The organism is Nocardia sp. NPDC047648 (assembly GCF_040642815.1).
Classification (GTDB): domain Bacteria; phylum Actinomycetota; class Actinomycetes; order Mycobacteriales; family Mycobacteriaceae; genus Nocardia; species Nocardia gamkensis.
Map to the genome: position 1 here is coordinate 97,113 of NZ_JBEYSX010000006.1, position 21,237 is coordinate 118,349.

General features: G+C 69.5%; 24 protein-coding genes. 16 read left to right on the forward strand and 8 right to left on the reverse strand.

The features are described from left to right. Positions 1-139 precede the first annotated feature (139 nt). From ABZ803_RS14930 to recO, 8 genes are all read left to right on the forward strand, one after another. Positions 140-1,579: a phenylacetate--CoA ligase family protein gene (locus ABZ803_RS14930; RefSeq protein ID WP_357037410.1), complete on the forward strand. Its 1,440-nt coding sequence runs from the start codon at positions 140-142 to the stop codon at positions 1,577-1,579. After that, positions 1,576-2,706: a ThiF family adenylyltransferase gene (locus ABZ803_RS14935; RefSeq protein ID WP_357037412.1), complete on the forward strand. Its 1,131-nt coding sequence runs from the start codon at positions 1,576-1,578 to the stop codon at positions 2,704-2,706. Before ABZ803_RS14930 ends, ABZ803_RS14935 begins: the two co-directional genes overlap by 4 nt. Positions 2,707-2,957: 251 nt before the next feature. Then, the gene (locus ABZ803_RS14940; RefSeq protein ID WP_357037414.1) at positions 2,958-3,206 is read left to right on the forward strand and encodes a hypothetical protein; all 249 of its coding nucleotides are present in this window, start codon (positions 2,958-2,960) and stop codon (positions 3,204-3,206) included. A 68-nt stretch (positions 3,207-3,274) separates the two neighbouring features. Beyond that, positions 3,275-4,141, forward strand: a complete 867-nt coding sequence (locus tag ABZ803_RS14945) for an alpha/beta hydrolase (protein ID WP_357037416.1) — start codon at positions 3,275-3,277, stop codon at positions 4,139-4,141. Further along, positions 4,128-4,733, forward strand: coding sequence for a TetR/AcrR family transcriptional regulator (locus ABZ803_RS14950; protein ID WP_357037419.1), 606 nt, complete (start codon positions 4,128-4,130; stop codon positions 4,731-4,733). The genes ABZ803_RS14945 and ABZ803_RS14950 overlap by 14 nt, the downstream gene beginning before the upstream one ends. A 162-nt stretch (positions 4,734-4,895) precedes the next feature. After that, complete coding sequence (locus ABZ803_RS14955; RefSeq protein WP_357037422.1) at positions 4,896-5,309, forward strand: hypothetical protein; 414 nt, start codon at positions 4,896-4,898, stop codon at positions 5,307-5,309. Next, on the forward strand, positions 5,306-5,506 hold the full coding sequence (locus ABZ803_RS14960; protein ID WP_357037425.1) for a DUF6186 family protein: 201 nt from the start codon (positions 5,306-5,308) through the stop codon (positions 5,504-5,506). The genes ABZ803_RS14955 and ABZ803_RS14960 overlap by 4 nt, the downstream gene beginning before the upstream one ends. 490 nt (positions 5,507-5,996) lie before the next feature. Beyond that, positions 5,997-6,767: a DNA repair protein RecO gene (gene recO, locus ABZ803_RS14965; RefSeq protein WP_040865627.1), complete on the forward strand. Its 771-nt coding sequence runs from the start codon at positions 5,997-5,999 to the stop codon at positions 6,765-6,767. On the opposite strand, the gene ABZ803_RS14970 is transcribed toward recO, so the two are convergent. Continuing rightward, positions 6,724-7,104 (reverse strand): DUF1870 family protein, encoded by a 381-nt coding sequence (locus tag ABZ803_RS14970; protein ID WP_051174996.1) that lies wholly within the window; start codon positions 7,102-7,104, stop codon positions 6,724-6,726. The two genes, recO and ABZ803_RS14970, sit on opposite strands and share 44 nt — an antisense overlap. 121 nt (positions 7,105-7,225) lie before the next feature. Here ABZ803_RS14970 and ABZ803_RS14975 point away from each other — a divergent pair, with 121 nt between their 5' ends. Both ABZ803_RS14975 and ABZ803_RS14980 read left to right on the forward strand, forming a co-directional pair. Next, positions 7,226-8,044 (forward strand): isoprenyl transferase, encoded by an 819-nt coding sequence (locus ABZ803_RS14975; protein ID WP_357037430.1) that lies wholly within the window; start codon positions 7,226-7,228, stop codon positions 8,042-8,044. Between the two features lie 14 nt (positions 8,045-8,058). Beyond that, positions 8,059-8,469: a hypothetical protein gene (locus ABZ803_RS14980; RefSeq protein WP_062969797.1), complete on the forward strand. Its 411-nt coding sequence runs from the start codon at positions 8,059-8,061 to the stop codon at positions 8,467-8,469. Positions 8,470-8,486: 17 nt separating this feature from the next. Here the strand turns inward: ABZ803_RS14980 and ABZ803_RS14985 are convergent, their stop codons facing one another. Continuing rightward, the gene (locus ABZ803_RS14985) at positions 8,487-9,104 is read right to left on the reverse strand and encodes a TetR/AcrR family transcriptional regulator (RefSeq protein ID WP_357037434.1); all 618 of its coding nucleotides are present in this window, start codon (positions 9,102-9,104) and stop codon (positions 8,487-8,489) included. A gap of 103 nt (positions 9,105-9,207) precedes the next feature. Here ABZ803_RS14985 and ABZ803_RS14990 point away from each other — a divergent pair, with 103 nt between their 5' ends. Further along, the gene (locus tag ABZ803_RS14990; protein ID WP_357037437.1) at positions 9,208-10,179 is read left to right on the forward strand and encodes a hypothetical protein; all 972 of its coding nucleotides are present in this window, start codon (positions 9,208-9,210) and stop codon (positions 10,177-10,179) included. A 449-nt stretch (positions 10,180-10,628) separates the two neighbouring features. Here the strand turns inward: ABZ803_RS14990 and ABZ803_RS14995 are convergent, their stop codons facing one another. The 3 genes from ABZ803_RS14995 to ABZ803_RS15005 form a co-directional block, all read right to left on the reverse strand. Continuing rightward, complete coding sequence (locus tag ABZ803_RS14995) at positions 10,629-11,594, reverse strand: hypothetical protein (protein ID WP_357037440.1); 966 nt, start codon at positions 11,592-11,594, stop codon at positions 10,629-10,631. A 127-nt stretch (positions 11,595-11,721) separates the two neighbouring features. Continuing rightward, positions 11,722-12,156, reverse strand: coding sequence for a Fur family transcriptional regulator (locus ABZ803_RS15000; protein ID WP_040865631.1), 435 nt, complete (start codon positions 12,154-12,156; stop codon positions 11,722-11,724). Positions 12,157-12,159: 3 nt separating this feature from the next. Beyond that, positions 12,160-12,510 (reverse strand): metalloregulator ArsR/SmtB family transcription factor, encoded by a 351-nt coding sequence (locus tag ABZ803_RS15005; RefSeq protein WP_040865632.1) that lies wholly within the window; start codon positions 12,508-12,510, stop codon positions 12,160-12,162. A gap of 195 nt (positions 12,511-12,705) precedes the next feature. On the opposite strand from ABZ803_RS15005, the gene ABZ803_RS15010 reads away from it, so the two are divergent. After that, positions 12,706-14,097 carry a glycine--tRNA ligase gene (locus tag ABZ803_RS15010; protein WP_357037444.1) on the forward strand — a complete coding sequence of 464 codons (1,392 nt, stop codon included), beginning with the start codon at positions 12,706-12,708 and terminating at the stop codon, positions 14,095-14,097. A 47-nt stretch (positions 14,098-14,144) separates the two neighbouring features. Here ABZ803_RS15010 and ABZ803_RS15015 read toward each other — a convergent pair whose 3' ends face one another. Together ABZ803_RS15015 and ABZ803_RS15020 are read right to left on the reverse strand one after the other, a co-directional pair. Next, complete coding sequence (locus ABZ803_RS15015) at positions 14,145-14,534, reverse strand: DUF1707 domain-containing protein (protein ID WP_357037447.1); 390 nt, start codon at positions 14,532-14,534, stop codon at positions 14,145-14,147. Positions 14,535-14,548: 14 nt separating this feature from the next. Continuing rightward, positions 14,549-15,178 carry a transcriptional regulator gene (locus ABZ803_RS15020; RefSeq protein WP_357037450.1) on the reverse strand — a complete coding sequence of 210 codons (630 nt, stop codon included), beginning with the start codon at positions 15,176-15,178 and terminating at the stop codon, positions 14,549-14,551. A gap of 70 nt (positions 15,179-15,248) precedes the next feature. On the opposite strand from ABZ803_RS15020, the gene ABZ803_RS15025 reads away from it, so the two are divergent. Further along, positions 15,249-16,511 (forward strand): acyltransferase, encoded by a 1,263-nt coding sequence (locus ABZ803_RS15025; protein ID WP_357037453.1) that lies wholly within the window; start codon positions 15,249-15,251, stop codon positions 16,509-16,511. Between the two features lie 18 nt (positions 16,512-16,529). On the opposite strand, the gene ABZ803_RS15030 is transcribed toward ABZ803_RS15025, so the two are convergent. Continuing rightward, positions 16,530-18,503: a TPM domain-containing protein gene (locus tag ABZ803_RS15030; RefSeq protein ID WP_357037456.1), complete on the reverse strand. Its 1,974-nt coding sequence runs from the start codon at positions 18,501-18,503 to the stop codon at positions 16,530-16,532. A 30-nt stretch (positions 18,504-18,533) separates the two neighbouring features. On the opposite strand from ABZ803_RS15030, the gene ABZ803_RS15035 reads away from it, so the two are divergent. The 3 genes from ABZ803_RS15035 (at position 18,534) to ABZ803_RS15045 (ending at position 21,226) form a co-directional block, all read left to right on the forward strand. Continuing rightward, on the forward strand, positions 18,534-19,211 hold the full coding sequence (locus ABZ803_RS15035; RefSeq protein ID WP_357037459.1) for an MBL fold metallo-hydrolase: 678 nt from the start codon (positions 18,534-18,536) through the stop codon (positions 19,209-19,211). Positions 19,212-19,281: 70 nt separating this feature from the next. After that, a complete protein-coding gene (locus ABZ803_RS15040; protein ID WP_357038116.1) occupies positions 19,282-19,962 on the forward strand; it encodes a YdcF family protein in 681 nt (226 codons plus the stop codon). 4 nt (positions 19,963-19,966) lie between these two features. Next, entirely contained in the window at positions 19,967-21,226 is a 1,260-nt protein-coding gene (locus ABZ803_RS15045; protein WP_357037462.1) for a deoxyguanosinetriphosphate triphosphohydrolase, read from the forward strand. Positions 21,227-21,237 lie beyond the last annotated feature (11 nt).

The following is a 21,237-nucleotide window of genomic DNA, read 5'->3' on the forward strand; positions in this document are numbered from 1 at the left end:
GGCGGCGGCGCGGCGTGTCGTATGGACCTTGTATTGACTTCTTTCTCGTCCGTACGCACTGCTCAGAGGCTATTTCCCGAACCCACGCCGCGACCGTGCTCCGCGCATCGCCGCAGTGGGAGGAAAGGAAACAGTCACCATGTCCGCACCATCACTGTCGTTGCCGACCCGGCCGAGACCCGGATTTGGCCGCGCCCTCGATACCTTCCACCGGGCGGCGATCCACGTGCCGGCCTACGCCGACTTCCTCGCGCGCCGCGGAATCGAACCGGCAAACATCAGAACCGCCGATGACTTCGCCGCGCTGCCACCGATGACCAAAGCGGAGTACCTGCGGCACTACCCGTTGCGCATGTTGCTCTGGCACGGCGACGTCGCTTCGGCCGGGACGTGGTCGTGCAGTTCCGGCTCCACCGGCCGGCCCAGCTATTGGCCGAGGGACCTCGTCGCCCAGGAAGAGGCGATCGAGCTCTACTCGCGGGTGTTCCGCGACAGCTTCCAGACGCGGCAGCGGTCCACGCTGTTGGTCGTCGGCTTCGCGATGGGCAATTGGATCGGAGGCACCTACACCTACGCGGCGGCCACCGCGATGCGTCAGCGCGGGCACCGCATCTCGACCATCGCACCCGGCATCGAACCGGAGACGATCCTGGCCGACATCGCCGAACTGGGCCCGCACTACGACCAGGTGGTTCTGGCCGGTTACCCCCCGTTCGTCAAGGATGTGCTGGATCGGGCGCCCGCCGAGGTACTGCGCCAGAACCTGCGCATTCTGCTGGCAGGCGAGGCCATCACCGAAGAATGGCGGGACTACGTGCTCGACCGGATCGGCAAGCCGGGGCAGCCGGGCGAGATCCGCGTCGTCTACGGCACCGCCGACGCGGGCATCATGGGTTGCGAGACGCCCACCAGCGTCGCCGTCCGCCGCGCGGCCGGCGCGGATCCCGCGCTGGGCGAGGCGTTGTTCGGCGAGGCGCACCCGCAGCCGACCTTCGTCGAGTACGACGCGGAGTATCGGTATACCGAAGTCGACGCCGAAGGGCGTTTCCTGTTCAGCGCCGATACCGCGATCCCGTTGCTGCGCTACCGGATCAACGATGTCGGCCGGATCCTCTCCGCCGCGGAGCTCGCCGCCGTCCTCGATGCGCACGGTCACCGGCTGCCGGTGCGCACCTCCACCGACTCCTGCGGGTTCCTCGCCCTGCGCCGGCGCACCGACGTCGCCGCGTCGTTCTACGCGCTGGAGATCTACCCGGAGAACATCCGCGCCGCGCTGGAGGACCCGGACGTCGGTCCGACGGTCACGGGAAAATTCGTGCTGGTGACCGACACGGACGCGCGATTCGAGCAGACCTTGCGGCTGCGCGTCGAACTCCGCGACGGTGTCTGCCCCACGGGCGGATTCACCGCGCTGCTGGAGCGGAAGGTGGTCGATGCCCTGCTGCGCACCAACAGCGAGTATCGCCGCCTGCACCGGGCGCTCGGCTCGGCCGCCGAACCGCGGATCAGCCTGCACCGGCACGGCAGCGCGGGCTTCGAGACGGGCGTCAAGCACCGGTGGACGGGAGCGCGGTCATGATCGAAATCCTGCATCCGGCAGACGACGAGCGGCGCATCGCCGAACTGTGCGCCCCCGGATCCGGGTACCGGCTGGTCGACGGCTGGGCGAGCGCGGCAAGGGAACTCGCGCTGATCGAGCGGCCCGAACTCGCCGCGGGGACGCCGGCCGCGGCGGCAGCGCTGGAGGACTACCTGACCTCCGTACGGGACGGTGCGGCCGTAGACCGGATCAGCCGCTACATCGTGTACCCGTGGCGCCGGACCATCGTCGAACTGCCCGACCGCGAGCAGTTCTGGCGGTTGCGCACGGCCAGGAACCGGCACCTGCTCACCGGCGACGAGCAACGGGCCTGGTCGGACGCCGTGGTGGGAGTGGCCGGGCTCAGCGTGGGCGCATCAGCGCTGGCGGTCTGCGCGTTGTCCGGCGCCCGGCGGTTCCGGCTCGCCGAGTACGACACTCTCGGATGCACCAACCTCAACAGGCTCCAGGCCTCGGTGTGCGATCTCGGCGAACCCAAACTGACTCTGGCGCAACGCCGTACGTTGGAGCTGGACCCCTATTGCGAGATCGCCGCCTTCCCCCAGGGGTACCGGCCGGAGAACGCCTCGGACTACCTGGGCGGGCCGGGAGGCTCCGCGCCCTTGACCGTCGTCATCGAGGAGATGGACGACCTCGCGCTGAAAGTGGACATCCGCAAGCGCGCCCGCGCGCTCGGCATCCCCGTGGTGATGGCGACCGATCACGGCGACAGCTCCTTCGTCGACGTGGAGCGCTACGACTTGGAACCGGACTATCCGCTCCTGCACGGCCGGGCCGGCGATCTGACCGACCTGACGGCGGCCGAGCTGCGCGATCCGGCGCGACGGATCGAGCTGGCCACCGCCATCGTCGGCAGCGACGTCACGCCGCGGACGCGCTACTCGCTGACCGAAGTCGGCCGCAGCCTGCCCTCGTGGCCGCAGTTGGCCACCGCGGTGACGCTCGCGGGGGCGCTGGCCGGCCTGGCCGCACGGTTGATCGCCTGCGGTAGCAGCTTGTCCTCCGGCAGGTATCGAGTGGATCTCGACACGCTGCTGCGGGGTACGCGGGAGCGGTGGAACGATCTGGGAGAGGCGGAGTTCCGCGCGATGCTGGGCATCCCCTAGTGCTCGTGCAAGATCTTGCCGACAAGGATTCGTGTCGAGCCGAAACGAACCCGGATACGGCGATGCCCGGCCATACCTGGCACGGCTTCCGGGTTCCGCTCGGCTCGACCCGAGCCGGATGTTTGGCTGGCGAGGTGCGATGCGCCGAGTGTCAGCATTTCAACCGCCACGGCTACCCGTTCTGCGGGAACTGTGGTGTGCGTGCCCGACGGAGGCGGACCGGCGGCGACGGTACTGCCCCATCGAATGCGGTGGAGGATCTGCGTTCTTCGCTGAGCGATCTGCTCGCCCGGATCAGTGGGTGCGACATCGACCTGGAGGACCGGCAGCTGGTCGAGGAGACGACTCGGCGCGCGGCGGTCGAGGCGGCGAAGGATCGGCCGAACCGGATCGTTCTCACCGGTGTGCTGTACGCGGTCGGAGAGTCCGTCGCGGGCGTCGCCTCCTTGGCGACCGCGGTGATGGCCTCGAAGAACGCGGTCGAGGCGGTCTTCCGCTGATGCCGTCTCTAGACATACATACGGTATGTATGTAACAGTGGACGGGAACCCGACCACTGGGAGGACCCATGGCAACCAGCACAGCTCTCGGCCGCACCCACGAGGTGGATCTGCCCGGCGGCCGCATTCGCTATCACGAGACGGGGGAGGGCGCTCCGGTCGTCTTCGTGCACGGCCTGCTCGTCAACGCGGACATCTGGCGCAAAGTCGTGCCCGTGGTCGCCGCGGCCGGATACCGCTGCCTGGCGCCGGACTGGCCGCTGGGCTCGCACGAGATCCCGGTCCCGGACGCGGAACTGACCCCCATCGGCATCGCCGATCTCATCGCCGCGTTCCTCGAACGCCTCGACCTCACCGATGTCACCCTGGTCGCCAACGACACCGGCGGAGCGATCACCCAGGTGCTGCTGACCCGCGACCGGTCCCGCGTCGGCCGCGTCGTGCTCGTCTCGGTGGACAGCTACGAGAGCTTCCTGCCGCAGCCGTTCACCTCGCTTCCGCTGCTGGCGAAGATCCCGGGATCGCTGCGCCCCCTCACCGAGGCGCTGCGGATCCGGGCGCTGCACCGCCTGCCGCTGGCCTTCGGATGGGTCACCAAGCGGCCCGTTCCGCCCGAGATCGTGGACTCCTATCTGCTGCCCAGCCGCGATTCCGCCGCGATCCGGAAAGACCTGCGCCGCTTCCTGAAATCGGCGCATCGCCGCTACACGCTGGAAGCCGCGCGCCACTTCGCCGACGTCGACATCCCGGTGCTGTTGGCCTGGGCGCGCGAGGACCGGCTGTTCCCGATTTCGTTCGCCGAACGCCTGGCCCGCGACCTGCCGGACGCGCAACTGAAGCTCATCGACGACTCCTACACCTTCGTGTCGGAGGACCAGCCCGAGTTGCTCGCCGAATCGATCCTGGAGTTCACTCGGCTGCATGCCACGCCGTAGCCAGGAAGACCGGTCTCGCGCAACCAGGGCCGCGCTCGAACAGGCGGGACGCCGCCTGTTCACCGAGCGCGGCTTCGCCGGAACCTCGGCCGAAGGGCTGGTCACCGAGGCAGGCGTCACCCGGGGCGCGCTGCACCACCACTACGGGGACAAACGGGGACTGTTCCTCGCGGTACTGGAGCAGATCGAGGGCGAGATCACCGAGGAGATCGAGAACGCCATCGCGGCGGTCGATTCCGAGGACGTGATGGCCGGAATGGCGGTGGGGCTCGCGCTTTTCCTGGAGATCTGCCAGCGCCCGGCGATGCTGCGGATCGCCCTCACCGACGCCCCCGCCGTGCTCGGCTGGCAGGCCTGGCGTGAATTCGAATCCGCGCACGGCCTCGGCCTGATCACCAGGCAACTCGAGCGCGCCCGCGCCGCCGGGTTGATCGCCGACGCCCCCATCCCCGTACTGGCCCAGCTCGTCGTCAGCGTGATCAGCGAGGCCTCCTTGATCGTCGCGCACGCCGAAGACCCCGATCGCGCCCGCGCCGAGGCCCAGCAGTCGGTGCTGTTGCTGATCTCCGGACTCATGCGCACCAGCGGTTGAATTGCTCCGGCCGTGCTCGGCGCGCATCGGTCTCGGACGGCGCCGCTCGCTCGCGAGTCCATATGACCGCGCGGGTTGTGCCAGGACAGCGCCCGACACGTCGACATGAGGTAGGCGCCTTGCCTCCCCGAATCCGGCCACGCACAGCCTTATCCTGCGCACGTGACTGAGCAACCGGCGCGCTCGGCATATCGACTCCCGTGGCGTGCGACGGCGCTGACCGTGGGTCTCGCGCTGGCCGCTGGTGGAGCCGCGACCCGCCCCTTCAGCAGGCCGGCGACCGCGATCGTGGCAGTGGCGGCGCTGGGCGCTCTGGTGCTGGCGTTCCGCGGGCGAAGCGCGCGGCCGCCGTACACCCCCCGGCTCGGACGCGGCGTGGCTGTGTGGTCGGCGCTGCTGGTCGCGGTGTCGGCGTGGGAGGTCTACGCATTGTCGCGGCAGCCCGCCCTGAATCAGCCGAGCGATGAGCACCCGACACTGTCCACACTGCTGGATCCGGCGCTCGAACAGTGGCCACTGCGGCTCGCCGGCTGGCTGGTGTGGCTCGGCGCCGGATGGTGGCTGGTGTCGAGATGAGCGACCGAGCCGTCATCCTCCTCGGATTCGGCCTGATCGCGGCGGCCGCACTCGTCGCGATCCTGCTGACGCGGTTGCGCCGGGATCCGGTCGCGTCCCTCGGCGAAACGATCGCGTACCTGACCGGCACGCGAACAACGAGAATCACCGCCGTGCTCATCTGGGCATGGCTCGGCTGGCACTTCCTGGCCAGGTGAGGACCACACACCGAACTGCCTGAGCGCGTGCGTCGAGCGGCCGGACTTCCGCGACGAACCGTCCTCGGGGCTGTCGGTTGTCCGGCTGGGGCCGCGTGCCTGCTGTCCGGAGCTCGCATGCCCGCGCCTGGCTGACCGCGATTCCTGCTTTCGAGCGAAGCGAGACCCGGCAGCGCTGTTGACACCGGCAGAAGGCAACTTGCCCCCGATACATGGGCGGCCGGATTGCACGACGAACCGTCCTCAGGGCTGTCGGTAGTCCGGTTGGGGCCGCGCGCCCGATGTCCGGAGTTCGCATGCCGACGTGCCCGGCTGACCGTAACTCCCGGTTTCGAGCGAAGCGAGACCGAGCATATTCCGTTCGCGGCCCGGCTCGCGTTTGCGCGGCCGTCGCGTCCGCGACGAAGGAGCAAGCGGCGGTCGCGCAAACGCGAGCCATAAGGGGGCCGCGAACACGCAGCGCCGAAGGCGCTGCAATTAGACTCACCACGTGCGTTTGTATCGGGACGAAGCGGTTGTGGTGCGCCAGCACAAGCTGGGTGAGGCGGACCGCATCGTCACGCTGCTCACGCGGCAGCACGGCCTGGTTCGCGCGGTCGCCAAGGGGGTGCGGCGCACCAAGTCGAGGTTCGGGGCCCGGTTGGAGCCGTTCTCCTACATCGACGTGCAACTGCACCCCGGGCGCACGTTGGACACCGTCACCCAGGTGCACACGATGGAGGCGTTCGCCGCCGACATCATCGACGACTACGGGCGCTACACCACCGCGTGCGCGGTGCTGGAGACCGCCGAGCGGCTGGCGGGGGAGGAGCGCGCGCCCGCGCCCCGGCTGCACGCGCTCACCGCGAGCGCCCTGCGCGCCATCGCGGCCAAACAGCGTCCGCACGAACTGATCCTGGACGCGTTCTTGTTGCGCGCCATGGGTTTCGCGGGCTGGGCGCCCGCACTGGACGAGTGCGCCAAGTGCGCGACACCGGGTCCGCATCGCGCTTTCCACGTCGCGGCGGGAGGCGCGGTGTGTGTGCATTGCCGTCCCCCGGGTGCGGCGACGCCCGCGCCGGGGGTGCTGGACCTGCTGGTCGCGTTGTTGCGGGGGGAGTGGGAGCAGGTCGAGGCGACGCCGGAGGCGGTGCGGCGACAGGCCAGCGGCCTGGTCGCGGCGCATTTGCAGTGGCATCTGGAACGTCAGCTGCGGACGCTGCCGTTGATCGAGCGGTCTACTCCACGAATTGAAGCTCTACCTGGGGCAGCTCGATCATGACCCGGGCGCACACGGCGCGATGCCAGGTGGCCGGGTAGCGGGTGTCCGGCTCGTGCTTGCAGTAATCGTCGTTGGTCCGGTAGGTGTGCAGGCGGGGCGAGATCTCCCCGGCGTCGATGGCGTCGACCATGGCCTCGACCACCTGGTCGGTCTCGTCCGCGATGGAGGCGAGTTCCCTGGCCACGATGTCGGGAATCTGGAAGGCGCCCTTCTCCCACCGCTCGACGGTGCGTTCCGCGACCGCGAAGAACCGTGCACACCATGGAACCGGAAGGCCGAGCAGTTCACGAGTGGCCCGGAAACCCGCCGCGGTCGCGGTGCCTGGTAAATCGGTCACGTTCGAGAAACCCCTCCCCAGTATCACGATAGGGAAAAGAATAAGTCACCGGCGCCGGTGGAGCCGCGGAATTCGGCAGGAAGCAACGCGGCGGTAGGGGCGGCGGAAGCGATCAGGCAGGATGGAGGCCGTGATCCGCCGCCGAGATTCCGCCACCGCGACCGCGCCCGAGCACGCGGGCGCCGTCCGCCCGCCCGCGCCGCACCCGTCGGGAGCTCGGCCGCCGCAACTGCCGCCGGAACTGGTGCCCAACCACGTCGCGCTCGTCATGGACGGCAACGGGCGCTGGGCCCAGGAGCGCGGGCTGCCGCGCACCGCCGGGCACGAGCGCGGCGAGGCGGTGCTGATGGACACCGTCGAGGGCTGTATCGAGATCGGCGTCAAGTGGCTGTCGGCCTACGCGTTCTCCACCGAGAACTGGCGGCGCAGCCCCGAGGAGGTGCGCTTCCTCATGGGCTTCAACCGCGACGTGATCCGCAGGCGCCGGGACGAAATGCACGAGATGGGTGTGCGAGTGCGCTGGGCCGGTCGGCGACCGCGCCTGTGGCGCAGCGTGATCAAGGAACTGGAGATCGCCGAGGAACTCACCCGGCACAACACGGTGATGACGCTGACCATGTGCGTCAACTACGGTGGCCGCGCCGAAATCGCCGACGCGGCAAGGGAGATCGCGCGCCGGGTGGCGGCGGGTGAGATCGATCCGGAGAAGGTCACCGAGGCGACGGTGGCGAAATACCTCGACGAGCCCGACATGCCGGACGTGGACCTGTTCCTGCGCCCGTCGGGCGAGTTCCGCAGCTCGAACTTCCTGCTCTGGCAGTCGGCCTACGCCGAATTCGTCTACCAGGACACGCTGTTCCCCGACTTCGATCGGCGCAACCTGTGGGAGGCGTGCCTCCAGTACGCTTCCCGGGACCGCCGTTTCGGCGGCACCAAGTGAACGGCGGGTCGGACATGGACGCAGCGGTGACGCCGGATCGGGAACTCCAGGCGCGGGCCGGGGCGTGCCTGTCGAGTTACGGCATCGACGTGCGGGTCGACCCCGAAGGGTCGCTGGGATTCGAGTACGAGGGCGCGCTGTGCTCGCTGCGCGCGGTGACCTTGGCGCCCGGCTTGGACGTGCTGAGTCTCACCTGTGTGCTGGCCTGGGATCGCCCGCTGAAGGCGCAGCTGCACAAGCGCGTCGCCGAGCGCAACAACGCGCTGCAATTCGGTTCGCTCACCGTGATCGCCCGCGGCGGGCTCGCCGATGTCATCCTGCGCTACACCTTCCCCGCCGCGGGCTTGGACGATCAGGCTCTCACCACCATGCTGCTGCTCGTGCTGTCCAACGCGAGCCGGGCCAGGCAGGGTCTGCTGCCCTGAGGAGGGCACGACGGCCGTCAGCCGGCGCTCGTGCCGGTGGTTTCGCCGTAGGGCAGCAGGGTGCGTACGCCGCGAGCCAGCGTCTGCGGGTCGAGGTCCTCGAGGATGAGGTGCTGGAGGATGAATCCCGGCAACAGTCCGATGATCGCTTTGGCCACGGCGTCGAGGTCGGCGTCCTCGGGTAGCCAGCCCTTGTCGCGCATGCGCTCGGCGTAGGTCACCCAGAGCGCGCGCATCGAGATCATCGTCTCGCGCACCATCACCGCCGCCACCGGATGTACCAGGGCCAGCGCCCAGGCTTGCGGCGCCAGTCGCACCGGGCCGTCGGGTCCGCTGCGCCGCACGACCTCCTCGGCGATCACGGTGATCAGCTCGGCGGGCGTTGGCAGCGGGTCACGGCCGATCGCGTCGGCCATCGCCACGCGCAGGGACACCGTCGTCTCCGTGGCGAGCGCCGTGATCAGCTCGTCCTTGCTTTTGAAGTACCGGTAGACCGCACCGGCCGACAGCCCCGACTGCGCGAACACGTCCTGCATGGACGTCTCGTAGAACCCCTTGCGGGCGAAGCAGAGCCGCGCGGCGTCCAGAATCTGCTGCCTGCGGCGTTCCATGTGCTCTTCGCTGACTCGGGGCATAGGCCAAAAATAAAACGAATATCCGTTCTTGACAACTTTCCGGCACCGTGCGACCGTAGGCCCAACTAAAAAGAACGAGCATTCGATTTTTAGGGAGAAGGTCATGAACACCACGCAGCGGGCGTTCGCGCTGGGCATCGGCGCCGCTCTGCTCCAAGCGCTGATGCTGATCGCTTTCGCCTGGCCGGCCGCGAACATCGCGCCTCGCGACCTGCCGCTGGCCGTCACCGGGCCGCAGGCCGCGATGGTCACCGGCAAGCTCGCCGAGCACAGCCCGGGCGCCTTCGAAATCACCACCCCCGCGGACGAGGCCGCCGCTCGCGCCGCGATCGAGGACCGGGAGGTCTACGGGGCGATCGTCACCGGCGACGGCCCGCCGCGCGTGCTGGTCGCCTCCGGTGCCAGTCCCGCTGTCGCACAGCAACTCACCCAGATCGGGCAGCAGCTCTCCGGCGCACCCGCCGCCCGGGTCGAGGACGTGGTGGCCGCCGACTCGGACGATCCGCGAGGCACCGCGTTCGGTGCGATGGTGTTGCCGCTGGTGATGTCCGGCATCGCTGCGGGCGTGCTGCTGTCGCTGCTGATCCCGGGAATCGGAGGCAAGCTGGTCGGGCTGGCCACCTTCGGTGTCGCGGGTGGACTGCTCGGGATGGCGATCATCCAGGGCTGGATGTCGGTGGTGCCCGGGTCCTACCCGCTGCTCGCGGCGGTGGCGGGGCTGGTGTCGTTCGCGGTCGCCGGTGCGGTCGTGGGCCTCGCCGCAGTGCTCGGACGTGCCGGAATCGGTATCGCCGCGCTCACCATGCTGCTGATCGGCAATCCGTTCTCGGCGGCCACGTCCGCACCGGAACTGTTGCCGCAGCCGTGGGGCGCCGTCGGGCAGTTGCTGCCGCCGGGCGCCGCCGCGTCGTTGCTGCGTTCGGTCGCGTTCTTCGATGGCGCCGCCGCGACCGGACCGCTGGTGGTGCTGCTGGTGTGGAGCGCGCTGGCGCTCGCACTGCTCGGAGTGGCCGCACTGCGCGGTCGCCCGGCCGAGACGTCTGCGTCGGCTCGGGCCGCGGTACCGGTCGGCTGAACCGAGCACGGGCGCGGAGCCGTACTGTGTGTCGGGTTCATGCGGTCGTCGCAACACTCTCTAGCCGGGAGGTTGCGGCGACCGCCTCGTTTTCCGAGGTGGCCCGGCAGTGGCAGGGCAGTACGGAATGTGAGACGTCCTCGGCCGTGCGGCCGAAGCGCCTGGGCCCCGGGGGGTGGAGAGTATCCACCCCCCGGGTGGGTGGGCACCCGCAGGGGGTGGGCGCCTTGACCCAACTCGGACCGTAGCGGCTCGCCGGTCGGTCCCGAGGTATTTTCACTGCGGCGTTGCACGTGACATGTCGTTGTCCCCATCGCCTCTCTCGCACTGCGGCAATCCTTCGGCAAGTGAATGCGCTCGGCTCGGACGCCTGGTCTCGGCGCAGCTGCCCCGCTGCCCCTCGCGATGGGCTCGGGGACGGTCCGCCGAAAAGGCGGCGGGCGAGCGGATCAGCCCACCGTGAACGACAGTGTGGGCGCGCCGGCCGCGCCCTCTTCCTTCTGAGCGTTGTACGTCAACGTGTAGGGGCCGGTGCCGGGAGAGGGCACCACGAAGACGACGTAGTTTTTCGGGTTGTCGATGGTCTCGTCGGCGTTGAGCAACTCGTTGATCGGGCCGCGGATGTCGGCGGCCACGGTCCGGCCGTCAGGGGTCCGGACGGTGAAGTAGTCGTAGTAGATGTTCGTCCCGCCCGCGGGGATGCCCCCTCCGCCGACGAGCGCGATGCGCAGCGCCAGATCGGATTTGCCGTTCTCGTTCTCGGTGTAGCTGGGGCTGATTCTGCCGCCGGTGATCCGGATGGTCGTCTGGTCCTGCACCAGCGTGCCGCTGATCGGCAATGTCCTCGGCTGGACGCTGTCCACCTTGCCCGCCGCGGCGAGCGGGATCTTGGTCTGGTTGTCCGCGGCCTTGCCGTACACGATGGTCATCGTGTCGATGAGGTGCTCGGCGTCCTTGGCCGACGCGACGGACGTCGTCGCGGTGCCCGTGGCCGAGCCGTTGCCGGGCACCGCCGGGCTGTCGAAGATCGCCCCGCCGTCCACTTCCCTGCCGACCAGCAGCGACGGCGTGATGCTCAGGGTGTGGTCGTCGAGCGTGGTGTTCTTGTAGGTGATGTCGATGCGCACCTTCGCGCCGCCGTATTCGTCCGGCACGACGGTCGCCTTGTCCACGGTGATTGCGAATCCGTCGTACCAGCCGGTCTTGCCGACGGTGCGGACGGTCGACTGCCCGCTGTCGGAGCCCGGCCGGACCGCGACCGCGGACGTGGGTGTCGGGGAGACGGCCACCGGCGTGCCGTCCTTGTCCTCGCACGCCGAGAGGAGCATCGCCGAGACCACGACGAGCGCGGCCCCGGCGACGGTCACGGCCCGGCGGCGCACCGGGCGGATGGATGAGTCGGTGGTCGTTGACACGCTGCCTCCCCAGCAGATGGCGGATCCTCCGTGTCGGGCTCGGCTCGGCCCGGGCGTTCGAGGATCTCGCCGGTGAATCTCCGCTCGTGGAAGCCGCGTTAACCGGACACGCCGGGAATCGGGTGGATCAGCCGTCGCGTCGGCGCGCCGCCCCGCATGTCGTGCAGGTGCCGAACACCTCGAGGGTGTGGCTGATCTCGCTGAAGCCGTGCTCGCTCGCGATGGCCTCGGCCCATGCCTCCACCGTCGGGCCCTCCACCTCCACGGTGTGGCCGCAATGCCGGCACACCAGGTGGTGATGATGGCCGGTGGAGCACTGGCGGTAGACCGACTCGCCGGAGTCGGTGCGCAGCACGTCGACCATGCCCGCGTCGGCCAGCGACTGCAATGTCCGGTAGACCGTGGTCAGCCCGATGCCCTCGCCGCGCTTGCGCAACTCGTCGTGCAGGTCCTGGGCGGAGCGGAACTCATCGATGTCACCGAGCAGCGCGGCGATGGCGCTGCGCTGCCTGGTACTGCGGATACCGACCGGTTTCGGTGGAACGGTCGTGTTGTCTGGCACGAATCACCCTTCCTCGGCGTGCGCGACGGCGTCGACGACGATGTGCGCCAGATGGTCGTCGACGAGTTCGTAGAGCACCTCGCGACCCGAACGCTCACCGTGCACGACACCGGCGGCCTTGAGGATACGCAGATGCTGACTGACCAGTGGTTGCGTGACACCGAGCGCGTCGACCAATTCGTGCACACACCGCGGTGACTCGCGCAACTGGAGCACGATAGCAATCCGAACCGGCGCTGCCAGCGCCCGCAACAACTCACCCGCGTCCTCCAGCACGGATCGTGCGGGTACCGGCGCCGGGCCGGGCGACCGATACGGGTTGTGCGGCGGTGCCGGGGCGGTCTCGGCGGTCATGTCACCAACTCCTTAATGGAAAGCATTACCAGTTTGCGTATGCACAGGTGCGCATGTCAAACGGGCGCGCCGAACCGTGCGGTTGAAACCGGCACCGGGCCTGCCGATAGGCTGGGCACAATCGCAGCATCGACACAAAACTATCGTGTTCATGCAATGCAAAATTCCGACTCGCAGTGGATGGAGAATTCTCGCGTGGCACCCAAGTCGAAGGTGGACACCGTTGCCAACCTCGCCAAGCGCCGGGGTCTGGTGTACCCGTGCGGTGAGATCTACGGAGGCACCAAGTCGGCATGGGATTACGGGCCGCTGGGTGTCGAGCTCAAGGAGAACATCAAGAAGCAGTGGTGGCGCGCCATGGTCACCGGCCGCGAGGACGTCGTCGGTCTCGACTCCTCGGTGATCCTGCCCCGCCAGGTGTGGGTCGCCTCCGGTCACGTGGGCGTGTTCAACGACCCGCTGGTCGAGTGCCTGAACTGCCATCACCGCTTCCGGCAGGACCACCTGCAGGAGGCGTACGCGCTCAAGAACAAGATCGATGATCCGGATACGGTCTCGATGGAACTCATCGCGTGCCCGAACTGCGGCACCGTCGGCCGCTGGACCGAGCCGCGCGACTTCAACATGATGCTCAAGACCTACCTCGGCCCGATCGAGTCCGAGGAGGGCCTGCACTACCTGCGCCCGGAAACCGCCCAGGGCATCTTCGTGAACTTCGCCAACGTGATGACGACCGCGCGCAAGAAGCCGCCGTTCGGCATCGCGCAGATCGGCAAGAGCTTCCGCAACGAGATCACGCCGGGCAACTTCATCTTCCGCACCCGCGAGTTCGAGCAGATGGAGATGGAGTACTTCGTCAAGCCGGGCGAGGACGTGGAGTGGCACAAGTACTGGATCGAGACGCGGTTCTCCTGGTACACCGACCTCGGCATCGCCGCGGAGAACCTGCGGCTGTTCGAGCACCCGAAGGACAAGCTCTCGCACTACTCGGCGGGCACCACCGACATCGAGTACCGCTTCGGCTTCCAGGGCAACGAGTGGGGTGAGCTGGAGGGCATCGCCAACCGCACCGACTTCGACCTCAAGACGCACTCGGAGCACTCCGGAACCGAGCTGAGCTTCTTCGACCAGACCACCAACGAGCGCTACGTCCCGTACGTCATCGAGCCCGCGGCGGGCCTCACCCGCTCGCTGATGGCGTTCCTGGTCGACGCTTACGCCGAGGACGAGGCGCCCAACGCCAAGGGCGGCGTGGACACCCGCACGGTGCTGCGCCTGGATCGCCGCCTCGCGCCGGTGAAGGCGGCGGTGCTGCCGCTCTCGCGCAACGCCGACCTCACGCCGAAGGCGAAAGACCTGGCCGCGCAACTGCGCAAGAACTGGAACGTCGAGTTCGACGACGCGGGCGCGATCGGCCGCCGCTACCGCCGCCAGGACGAGATCGGCACGCCGTTCTGCATCACCGTCGACTTCGAGACGCTCGAGGACCAGGCGGTGACCATCCGTGAGCGCGACACGATGACCCAGGAGCGCATCGCGCTGGACAAGGTGGAGGGCTACTTGGCCCAGCACCTGATCGGAGCCTGAGTCCGCCGCGGCGCCCCGTGGTCGTGATGGCCACGGGGCGCCGGCGTTCAGGGGCTCTTCTTGCGGGTGAGCATGCCGATCGTGGTGGGGATCAGCAGCGCGAGTCCCCACGGCACCGCGACCCAGAACGGCCAGATGTAGCCCGCGCCGGTGGCCAGATAGATCACCACGCACAGCACGTTGACGAACACCCACGGCGTCCACATGATCGTGATCCACTGCGGGATGCCGGTCGCCCGCTCCGGCTGCGGTTCCCGTTGTGCGGGAAGGTCGGACAGTAACGGCGTCAGTTCGCCATAGGTCTTGGCGGCATATACCTGTTGCAACCGTTCGTCGAATTCGGGCAGCGACAGCCTGCCCTCGTTCATCGCCTGACGCAATCGGTCGACGATCTTCTCGCGATCGGCGTCGGATGCCCGCACGTGGTCCTGACTCACGTTGTCAGCGTAGGTCACTCATCGGTGCCGGACGGATTCAGCGGAACGTCCCAGAACGCCAGTTCGTGCCGCAACCCCTCGCGGAACAGCTCCTCCGCACGGGCCGGGTCGACTCCGGATTCATCGATCATCTGCGCGCAGCGGCGGGTGAGGGCGGCGAAACCGGGATCGGCGTAGGTGTCGACCCAGCGGCGGTAGCGCGGTTCGGCGGGCGGGCGCTGTGCCAGTCGCGCGCCCAGCGTGGAGTACCCCCACATGCACGGATAGAGGGCGGCGAGCCCCGCACCGTAGGACGCGGCGGAGTCCAGGAGAAACGCGGTGTACGCCGCGCACGGCGCGCCTTTGGTGGCGCCGTCGAGATCCGCGCCGAACTCGGCGGCCAGCGAGCGGTGCAGCGACAGTTCCTCGTGGTAGGTGGCGTGCGCCAGGTCGACCAGGTCGCCCAGATGAGCCTGCGGAGCTTGCCATGCCAGGCGGGCGAACACCCGCACGTAGTCGAGCAGGAAGAGGTAATCCTGCTCCAGCCAGGACCGGAAGACCGGTTCGGGCAGGGTGCCCTCGGCGATACCCACCACGGTGGGATGGTTGAGCTGTTCCTCCACCGAGGACAGGCCGAGGATCTCCAAACGCGCCGCGAGACTCATACCGGCAGTCTTCCGCATCCGTCCGCCCGGTCGGTTTGCACCCGTGGCGGTGGTGCCGCACCCTTGCGATGTGTTGTGGGATGAGGATTCTGTGGTTCGGATGCTGGCGCCGTCGGAGCAGCGGTTCGTGCGGCACGGCACCTACACGGGCCGGTCGGTGTCGGTGCGGGGAGCGCTCGACGTGACGGCGCTGCGGGAGGCGTTCGCGACGTTGCGGCGCGGGTATCCGGTGATCGGCTGCAGAATCGTGGAAGACGCCGCAGGACAGGGCTATCTGCTCGCCGGGGACGAGGCGGCGTGGCCCCCGGTCTCCGTGCGCGAGGGTGACGTGGCGGTGCTCGACGTTCCCGCGGTGGATCCGGCGGCGCGCCTGGCCTATCTGGACGTCGTCGGCTCGGGCGCGGACGAATGGCGGGTCACGCTGTTCGCGCACCACAGCGTCGCCGACGCGGGCCACTGCGTCGAGCTGTTGTCGCGACTCTGGGACTGCTATACCGGCATCACCGAACGGCAATCCATAGAGTTCGCGCCACAGGAGATTCCGCGATCATTGGAGTGGCATGTCGCGGCGCGCGGCATCACCAGAACCACTACATCCGGCTTCGAGGACGTGACCAAGCCGCTTCCGCAGCAGGCGCGGGAGCTGCCGCCCGACAGCGCGCCACCGGCGCCGAGCACGCTCGCCCGTCCGGTCCGTGTGCGGCTGAACCGGGAGGCCACCGCCCGGATCGTCGAACTCGGACGCAGAGCAGGCGTGACGGTGAACGGCTTGCTCACCGCCGCTCTGCTACGCGCTCATGCACGCGAGACAGTCGGCGGCGCGGCACATTCGGGCTGTCTGTATCCCGTCGACCTGCGTACCCGGCTGGAGCCGCCGGTGGCCGCGTCGGCGGGCACCAACATGGCCGGTCTGGCTTCCTTCGCCGCGGAGGTGGATCCCGCGGCCAACCCGCTCGAACTGGCACAGCGCATTTCGGCCCGCCTGACGCGCGACCTGGCCGACGGCGTCGTGCAGCAGTCCGTGCTGCACTTCCCGGATTACTACGGCGCGACCAGGATTCACTCGCTGGCCGGGCACATCGCGGTGACCAACACCGGCGTCGTCCCGGTGTTCCGCATGCCCCCAAGCCTCGAGTTCACCGACTACGAGATCGTCTACGTCTCGGCGCATCCCCGCCCGTCCGCGGGCGCGTCGGCCGCGGTCACCTTTCTCGCCTACACCTTCGCAGGCGAGTTGGCCGTCGGGGTGCTCGGCGGCGGCGCGCACGCCGAGGGCCTGCCAGAGGCGGTGCGGGCGGAGCTGACCGCGTTGGCGGCGGTCGGCGCCCGCTGATCCGGCGTGCCCACCCGATCAGAATCTCCCGCCGCGACCGATCCGCCGGGAGCCGGACGAACCACCGAACGAGCCCGGGCTCCAGCCGCCTCCGGAGTGGCGCGCGCCACCGGCCGCCCCGCGCAGCAATCCTTCGAGCAGGATGCCGCCGAGCACCGCCCCCGCCTGCGCGCCACCGGAGGGGGCCCGCTGCGCCTCCCATACCCGCACGCTGGCCTGAGCCGCCTGGAGGGAGCGCCCGGCCAGATCCGCCGCCGCCTGCGCGTGCCGCAGCGCACGGGCCGGATCGCTCGCGCCCACCCGCAGCGCCTCGTCGAGGTTGCGCTGAGCTTCCGAGAGGCGGGTGCGCGCTTCGGCATCGATGCCGCCGCGCCGAGTGGTCACATAGTCGGCGGCCGCGCCGATCCTGGCCCGCGCGTCGCCGAGTGCGCCGTCGAGCCTGCGCCGCAGATCCTCGACGGCGAGTTTGCGGTCGGTGGCGGCGGCGAGGGCGCGGTCGAGATCGGCGTCGGCGGTGACCGCGTCGTGGAAGGCGCTCAGCGGATCGGTGTCCGCCGTGGACGTCGCCTTTTCCAGCGCGGACTGCGCCTCGGTGCGGGCGTCCGCCAGCTCCGGCCCGCCGTAGGCGGAGAGTTCGGTGGCGGAGGTGAGGTCGCGGCGCAGCTCGTCCAGCACAGCCGGTAGGCCGTCGCGGGCCTGCTGGATGGCGCTCGAGGCGTTGTCGACCGCGTCGAGCAGCGCGCGGGCCTGCCCGATCGCGGCTTCGGCGGAACGAATGGCGGCCACCGCGCCGCCTTGCTCGCCGACCGGCTCGGCGAGCGCCGACCGGCCCGCGTCGATGTTCCGCTCCGCGAACGCGATGCGCTCCCGCGCCATCCGCACGTTGTCCGCGATCGGCGCGAGGACACCGGCCGGATGGGTGGCGGCGAGCCGGTTCAGCTCGGCTTCCGAGCCGGGTGTCCGGGCGGTGACGTCGACGATGTCCCGGGTCAGCGCGTCCAGCCGGCCCGCGGCGTCGAGCAGCAGATCACGCATGGCGTCGAATTCGGCTACCTGCGCGTCGAGTTCGCGGTCGGCGCGCCCCACCGCGCCGATCAGCTCGACCAGCAGCGAGCGCTGTTCTTCGGGGGTCTCCGGGATCGCGTCGTCGAGGCGCTGCCGGATCGCGAAGGCCTCGGCGGCAGCGGCTTTCGCGTTGTCGAGCGCGGTGCGGAAGGGCGTGGTGGCGGTGGCGCCGAACTCGCCGGTGGCGAGTTCGAGTTCCTCGCCGCTGGTGCGGATCGCGTTGTCGATCTCCACCAGCGTCTCGCGGGAGCGGGCGTGCAGCGCTTCCAGCGGCAGCGCCGCCAGCGCCGTCGTGTTCTCCGGATCCAGTTGCCGCGCCGCCGCCAGCTCCGCCTCGGCTCGGTCACGACGCCGTTTGCGCGCGTACCAGACGAGGCCCGCCGCCACCAGAACCACCAGCACAGCGATGACGAGCAAGGCGCGCACGCTCACCCCGCCGCCGCGCATGGCCGCGTCCAGCCCGTCGGCCGTCGCGATCCCCGCGTCGGCCCACCGCCCGTCGCGCAGGGCGGGCTCGACCTCGCCGATCAGCATGCTGTCGAGTTCGGAATCGCTGACGCCGCCGGGCAGTTCACCCTCCAGCCAGTACGCGCGGTCCTCGGTGGCGACCGCGAGGAGCAGGTCGCGCCCGCCGAACCCGGAGATCGAGGCCGTGCGCTGCGCCCACTTCTGCGGATCGAGCCCGTCGAAGCCGCGTACGTACACCACCCATAACCGGATCTGCTGGTCGGCGTAGAGCTGGTCCACCGCACCGCGCACCCGATCGAGCTGCCCTTGATCCAGCGCGCCTGCGGAATCCTCCACGTAGGTGCTCATCCGCGACGGCGGCTCCGCCGCGCCCTCCGGAACGCCGAGCAGGGCGATCGCGGCCAACAGGACGCTGGTCGCGAGCAAGCGAACGAGGCCGATCCGCGGCGGCAGTGACATGGCACGAATCTAGCTCGCTAGCATCGTTTCGTGATCACCATCGATCGCTCCTACAGCGGCCACGTGTCCCCGGATTCCGATCCGCAGCAGCGCGACGTCCCCGGCGCCCGCATCGTCAAGATGTCCGTCGGCGGCATGAACAACAACTGCTACCTGGTGCAATGCACCGGCACCGGCGCGGCCCTGCTCATCGACGCGGCCAACGAGGCGCCGCGCATCACGGCGCTCGTCGAGCAGGAGGCGCCGGGGCAGGTGCGGCTGATCGTCACCACCCATCAGCATCGTGACCACTGGATGGCGCTGCGGGAGACCACCGCCGCCACCGGAGCGCCCACCGCGGCGCATCCGCTCGACGCCGACCCGCTGCCGGTCCGCCCCGACCGGCTGCTCGACGAGGGCGATACCGTCACGATCGGCGACCTGGTCTTCGAAGTCATCCACCTGCGTGGGCACACGCCGGGCTCGATCACCCTCGCGCTCACCGACGGGGCGGGACGCACCCACCTGTTCACCGGGGACTCGCTGTTCCCCGGCGGCGTCGGGCGTACCACCGCCCCGGAAGACTTCACCTCCCTGTTCACCGATGTCTCGGCCAAACTCTTCGATCGCTACCCCGACGACACCGTCGTCTACCCCGGCCACGGCGACGACACCACCCTCGGCGCCGAGCGCCCCAGCCTTCCGGACTGGCGAGCGCGGGGCTGGTAACCGGCACCGGTGGTTGCCGGTCCGGGGTCGGCGCCGCTCCTGGCAGACTTGGGGAGTGGATTTGCCAACGATGCGCACCCGGGCTCTCCCGGCTCCCGACCCTGCCCGGCCGCACGGCTTCGGCGCCGGGTTGCTGCGCTGGACCCGGCGGCTGGTCATCGGGTCGGTGGTGATGGGCGCGGTGCTGGTCGGCGGGACCGCTTTGCGCGTGTGGCAGGTCGCGCGCGTCGATGACTACACGAAGGCCGACGCGATCGTCGTGCTCGGCGCGGCACAGTACTCCGGGACCCCGTCCTCGGTGTTCGAAGCGCGACTCGATCAGGCGTACAAGCTGTTCCGCGCCGGTGTCGCGCCGCGCGTCATCACCGTGGGCGGCAAGCAGGAGGGCGATCTGTTCACCGAGGCCGCCTCGGGCAAGAACTACCTGCAGGCGCGCGGGGTGCCGGGCGACAAGATCCTCGCCGTCGAGACCGGATCCGACACCCTGCGCAGCATCGAAGCGGTGGCGACGGCGATGCGGGCGCGGGACATGTCGTCGGCGGTGCTGGTCAGCGATCCCTGGCACTCGCTGCGCACCCGCACCATGGCCAGGGACGAAGGTCTGTCGGCGTGGACCGCGCCCACCAGAACCGGCCCCGCCGTCTACACCCGCGAATCCCAGGCGCACGGCATCGCCCGGGAGACCGGCGCCCTGCTCTGGTATCAGCTCACCCACTTCGCAGCGGACTTCCCCTACACGGCGGGACAGTGAGACCTTGAGCGCCCGGTACACCGACCACGACACCGAACGCCTCGTCGTCGAGCGCGCCAAGACCGCGGGGCTCGGCCCGCCGCGCGATGAGTTCGAGATCGGCCACCGGACCGAATTCGCGCGCGACCGGGCCCGCGTGCTGCACTCCGCGGCATTGCGCAGGCTGGCCGACAAAACGCAGGTCATGGGTCCGCGAGAGGCCGACACCCCACGCACGCGGCTCACCCACTCGCTGGAGGTCGCCCAGATCGGCCGCAGCATCGCCGACGGACTCGGCTGCGATCCGGACCTGGTGGACCTCGCCGGTCTCGCCCACGACATCGGCCATCCGCCCTACGGCCACAACGGCGAGAAAGCCCTCGACACCTTCGCCGACGCGTTCGGCGGGTTCGAAGGCAACGCGCAGAACCTGCGCATCCTCACCCGCCTCGAACCGAAAGTACTCGAACTCGACGGTGCCAGTGCGGGCCTCAACCTCACCCGTGCCGCGCTCGACGCGGCGATCAAATACCCCTGGGGCCGAACGGGTCCCGGCACCAAGTTCGGCGCCTACGAGGTCGACACCGAGCGTCTGGAATGGATCCGCAAGGGAGCGCCGGACCGGCGCCGCAGCCTCGAATGCCAGATCATGGACTGGTCCGACGACGTCGCCTACTCGGTGCACGACGTCGAGGACGGCGTGATCGCGGGCCGCATCGACCTGCGCGCGCTGGCCGACCCGGCCGAACAGGACGCGCTGGCGGCACTCGGTCAGTTCCAGCACTCGCTGGCCGCCGACGAGCTGATCGCCGCCGCGCAACGACTATCGGAACTCCCGGTGGTCGCGGCGGTGACCGCATACGACGGCACGTTCACCGCCTCGGTGGCGCTGAAGCGCCTGACCAGCGAGCTCGTCGGCCGTTTCGCCACCGCGGCGATCATGGCGACGAGGGAGGTGGCCGGTCCGGAACCGGTGTCCCGCTACGCGGCGGACCTGCAAGTACCGCGCATCGTCGCCGCCGAGGTGGCCTTGCTGAAGACCGTCGCGTTGCGTTACGTCATGTCCGACCCGGCGCACCGGTTGCGGCAGGCCGCGCAGCGCGAACGCATCCTCGCCGTGGCCGATCGTTTGCTGGCCACCGCCCCGCACAGCCTCGATCCGCTGCTGCTGCCGTTCTGGAACGCCGCGATCGACGACACCGCTCGCGTGCGCGTCGTCGTGGACCAGATCGCCTCCTACACCGAAAGCCGCCTGGAACGGGTCGCGGTGGAACTGAACGTCTGAGACCGGGTGGC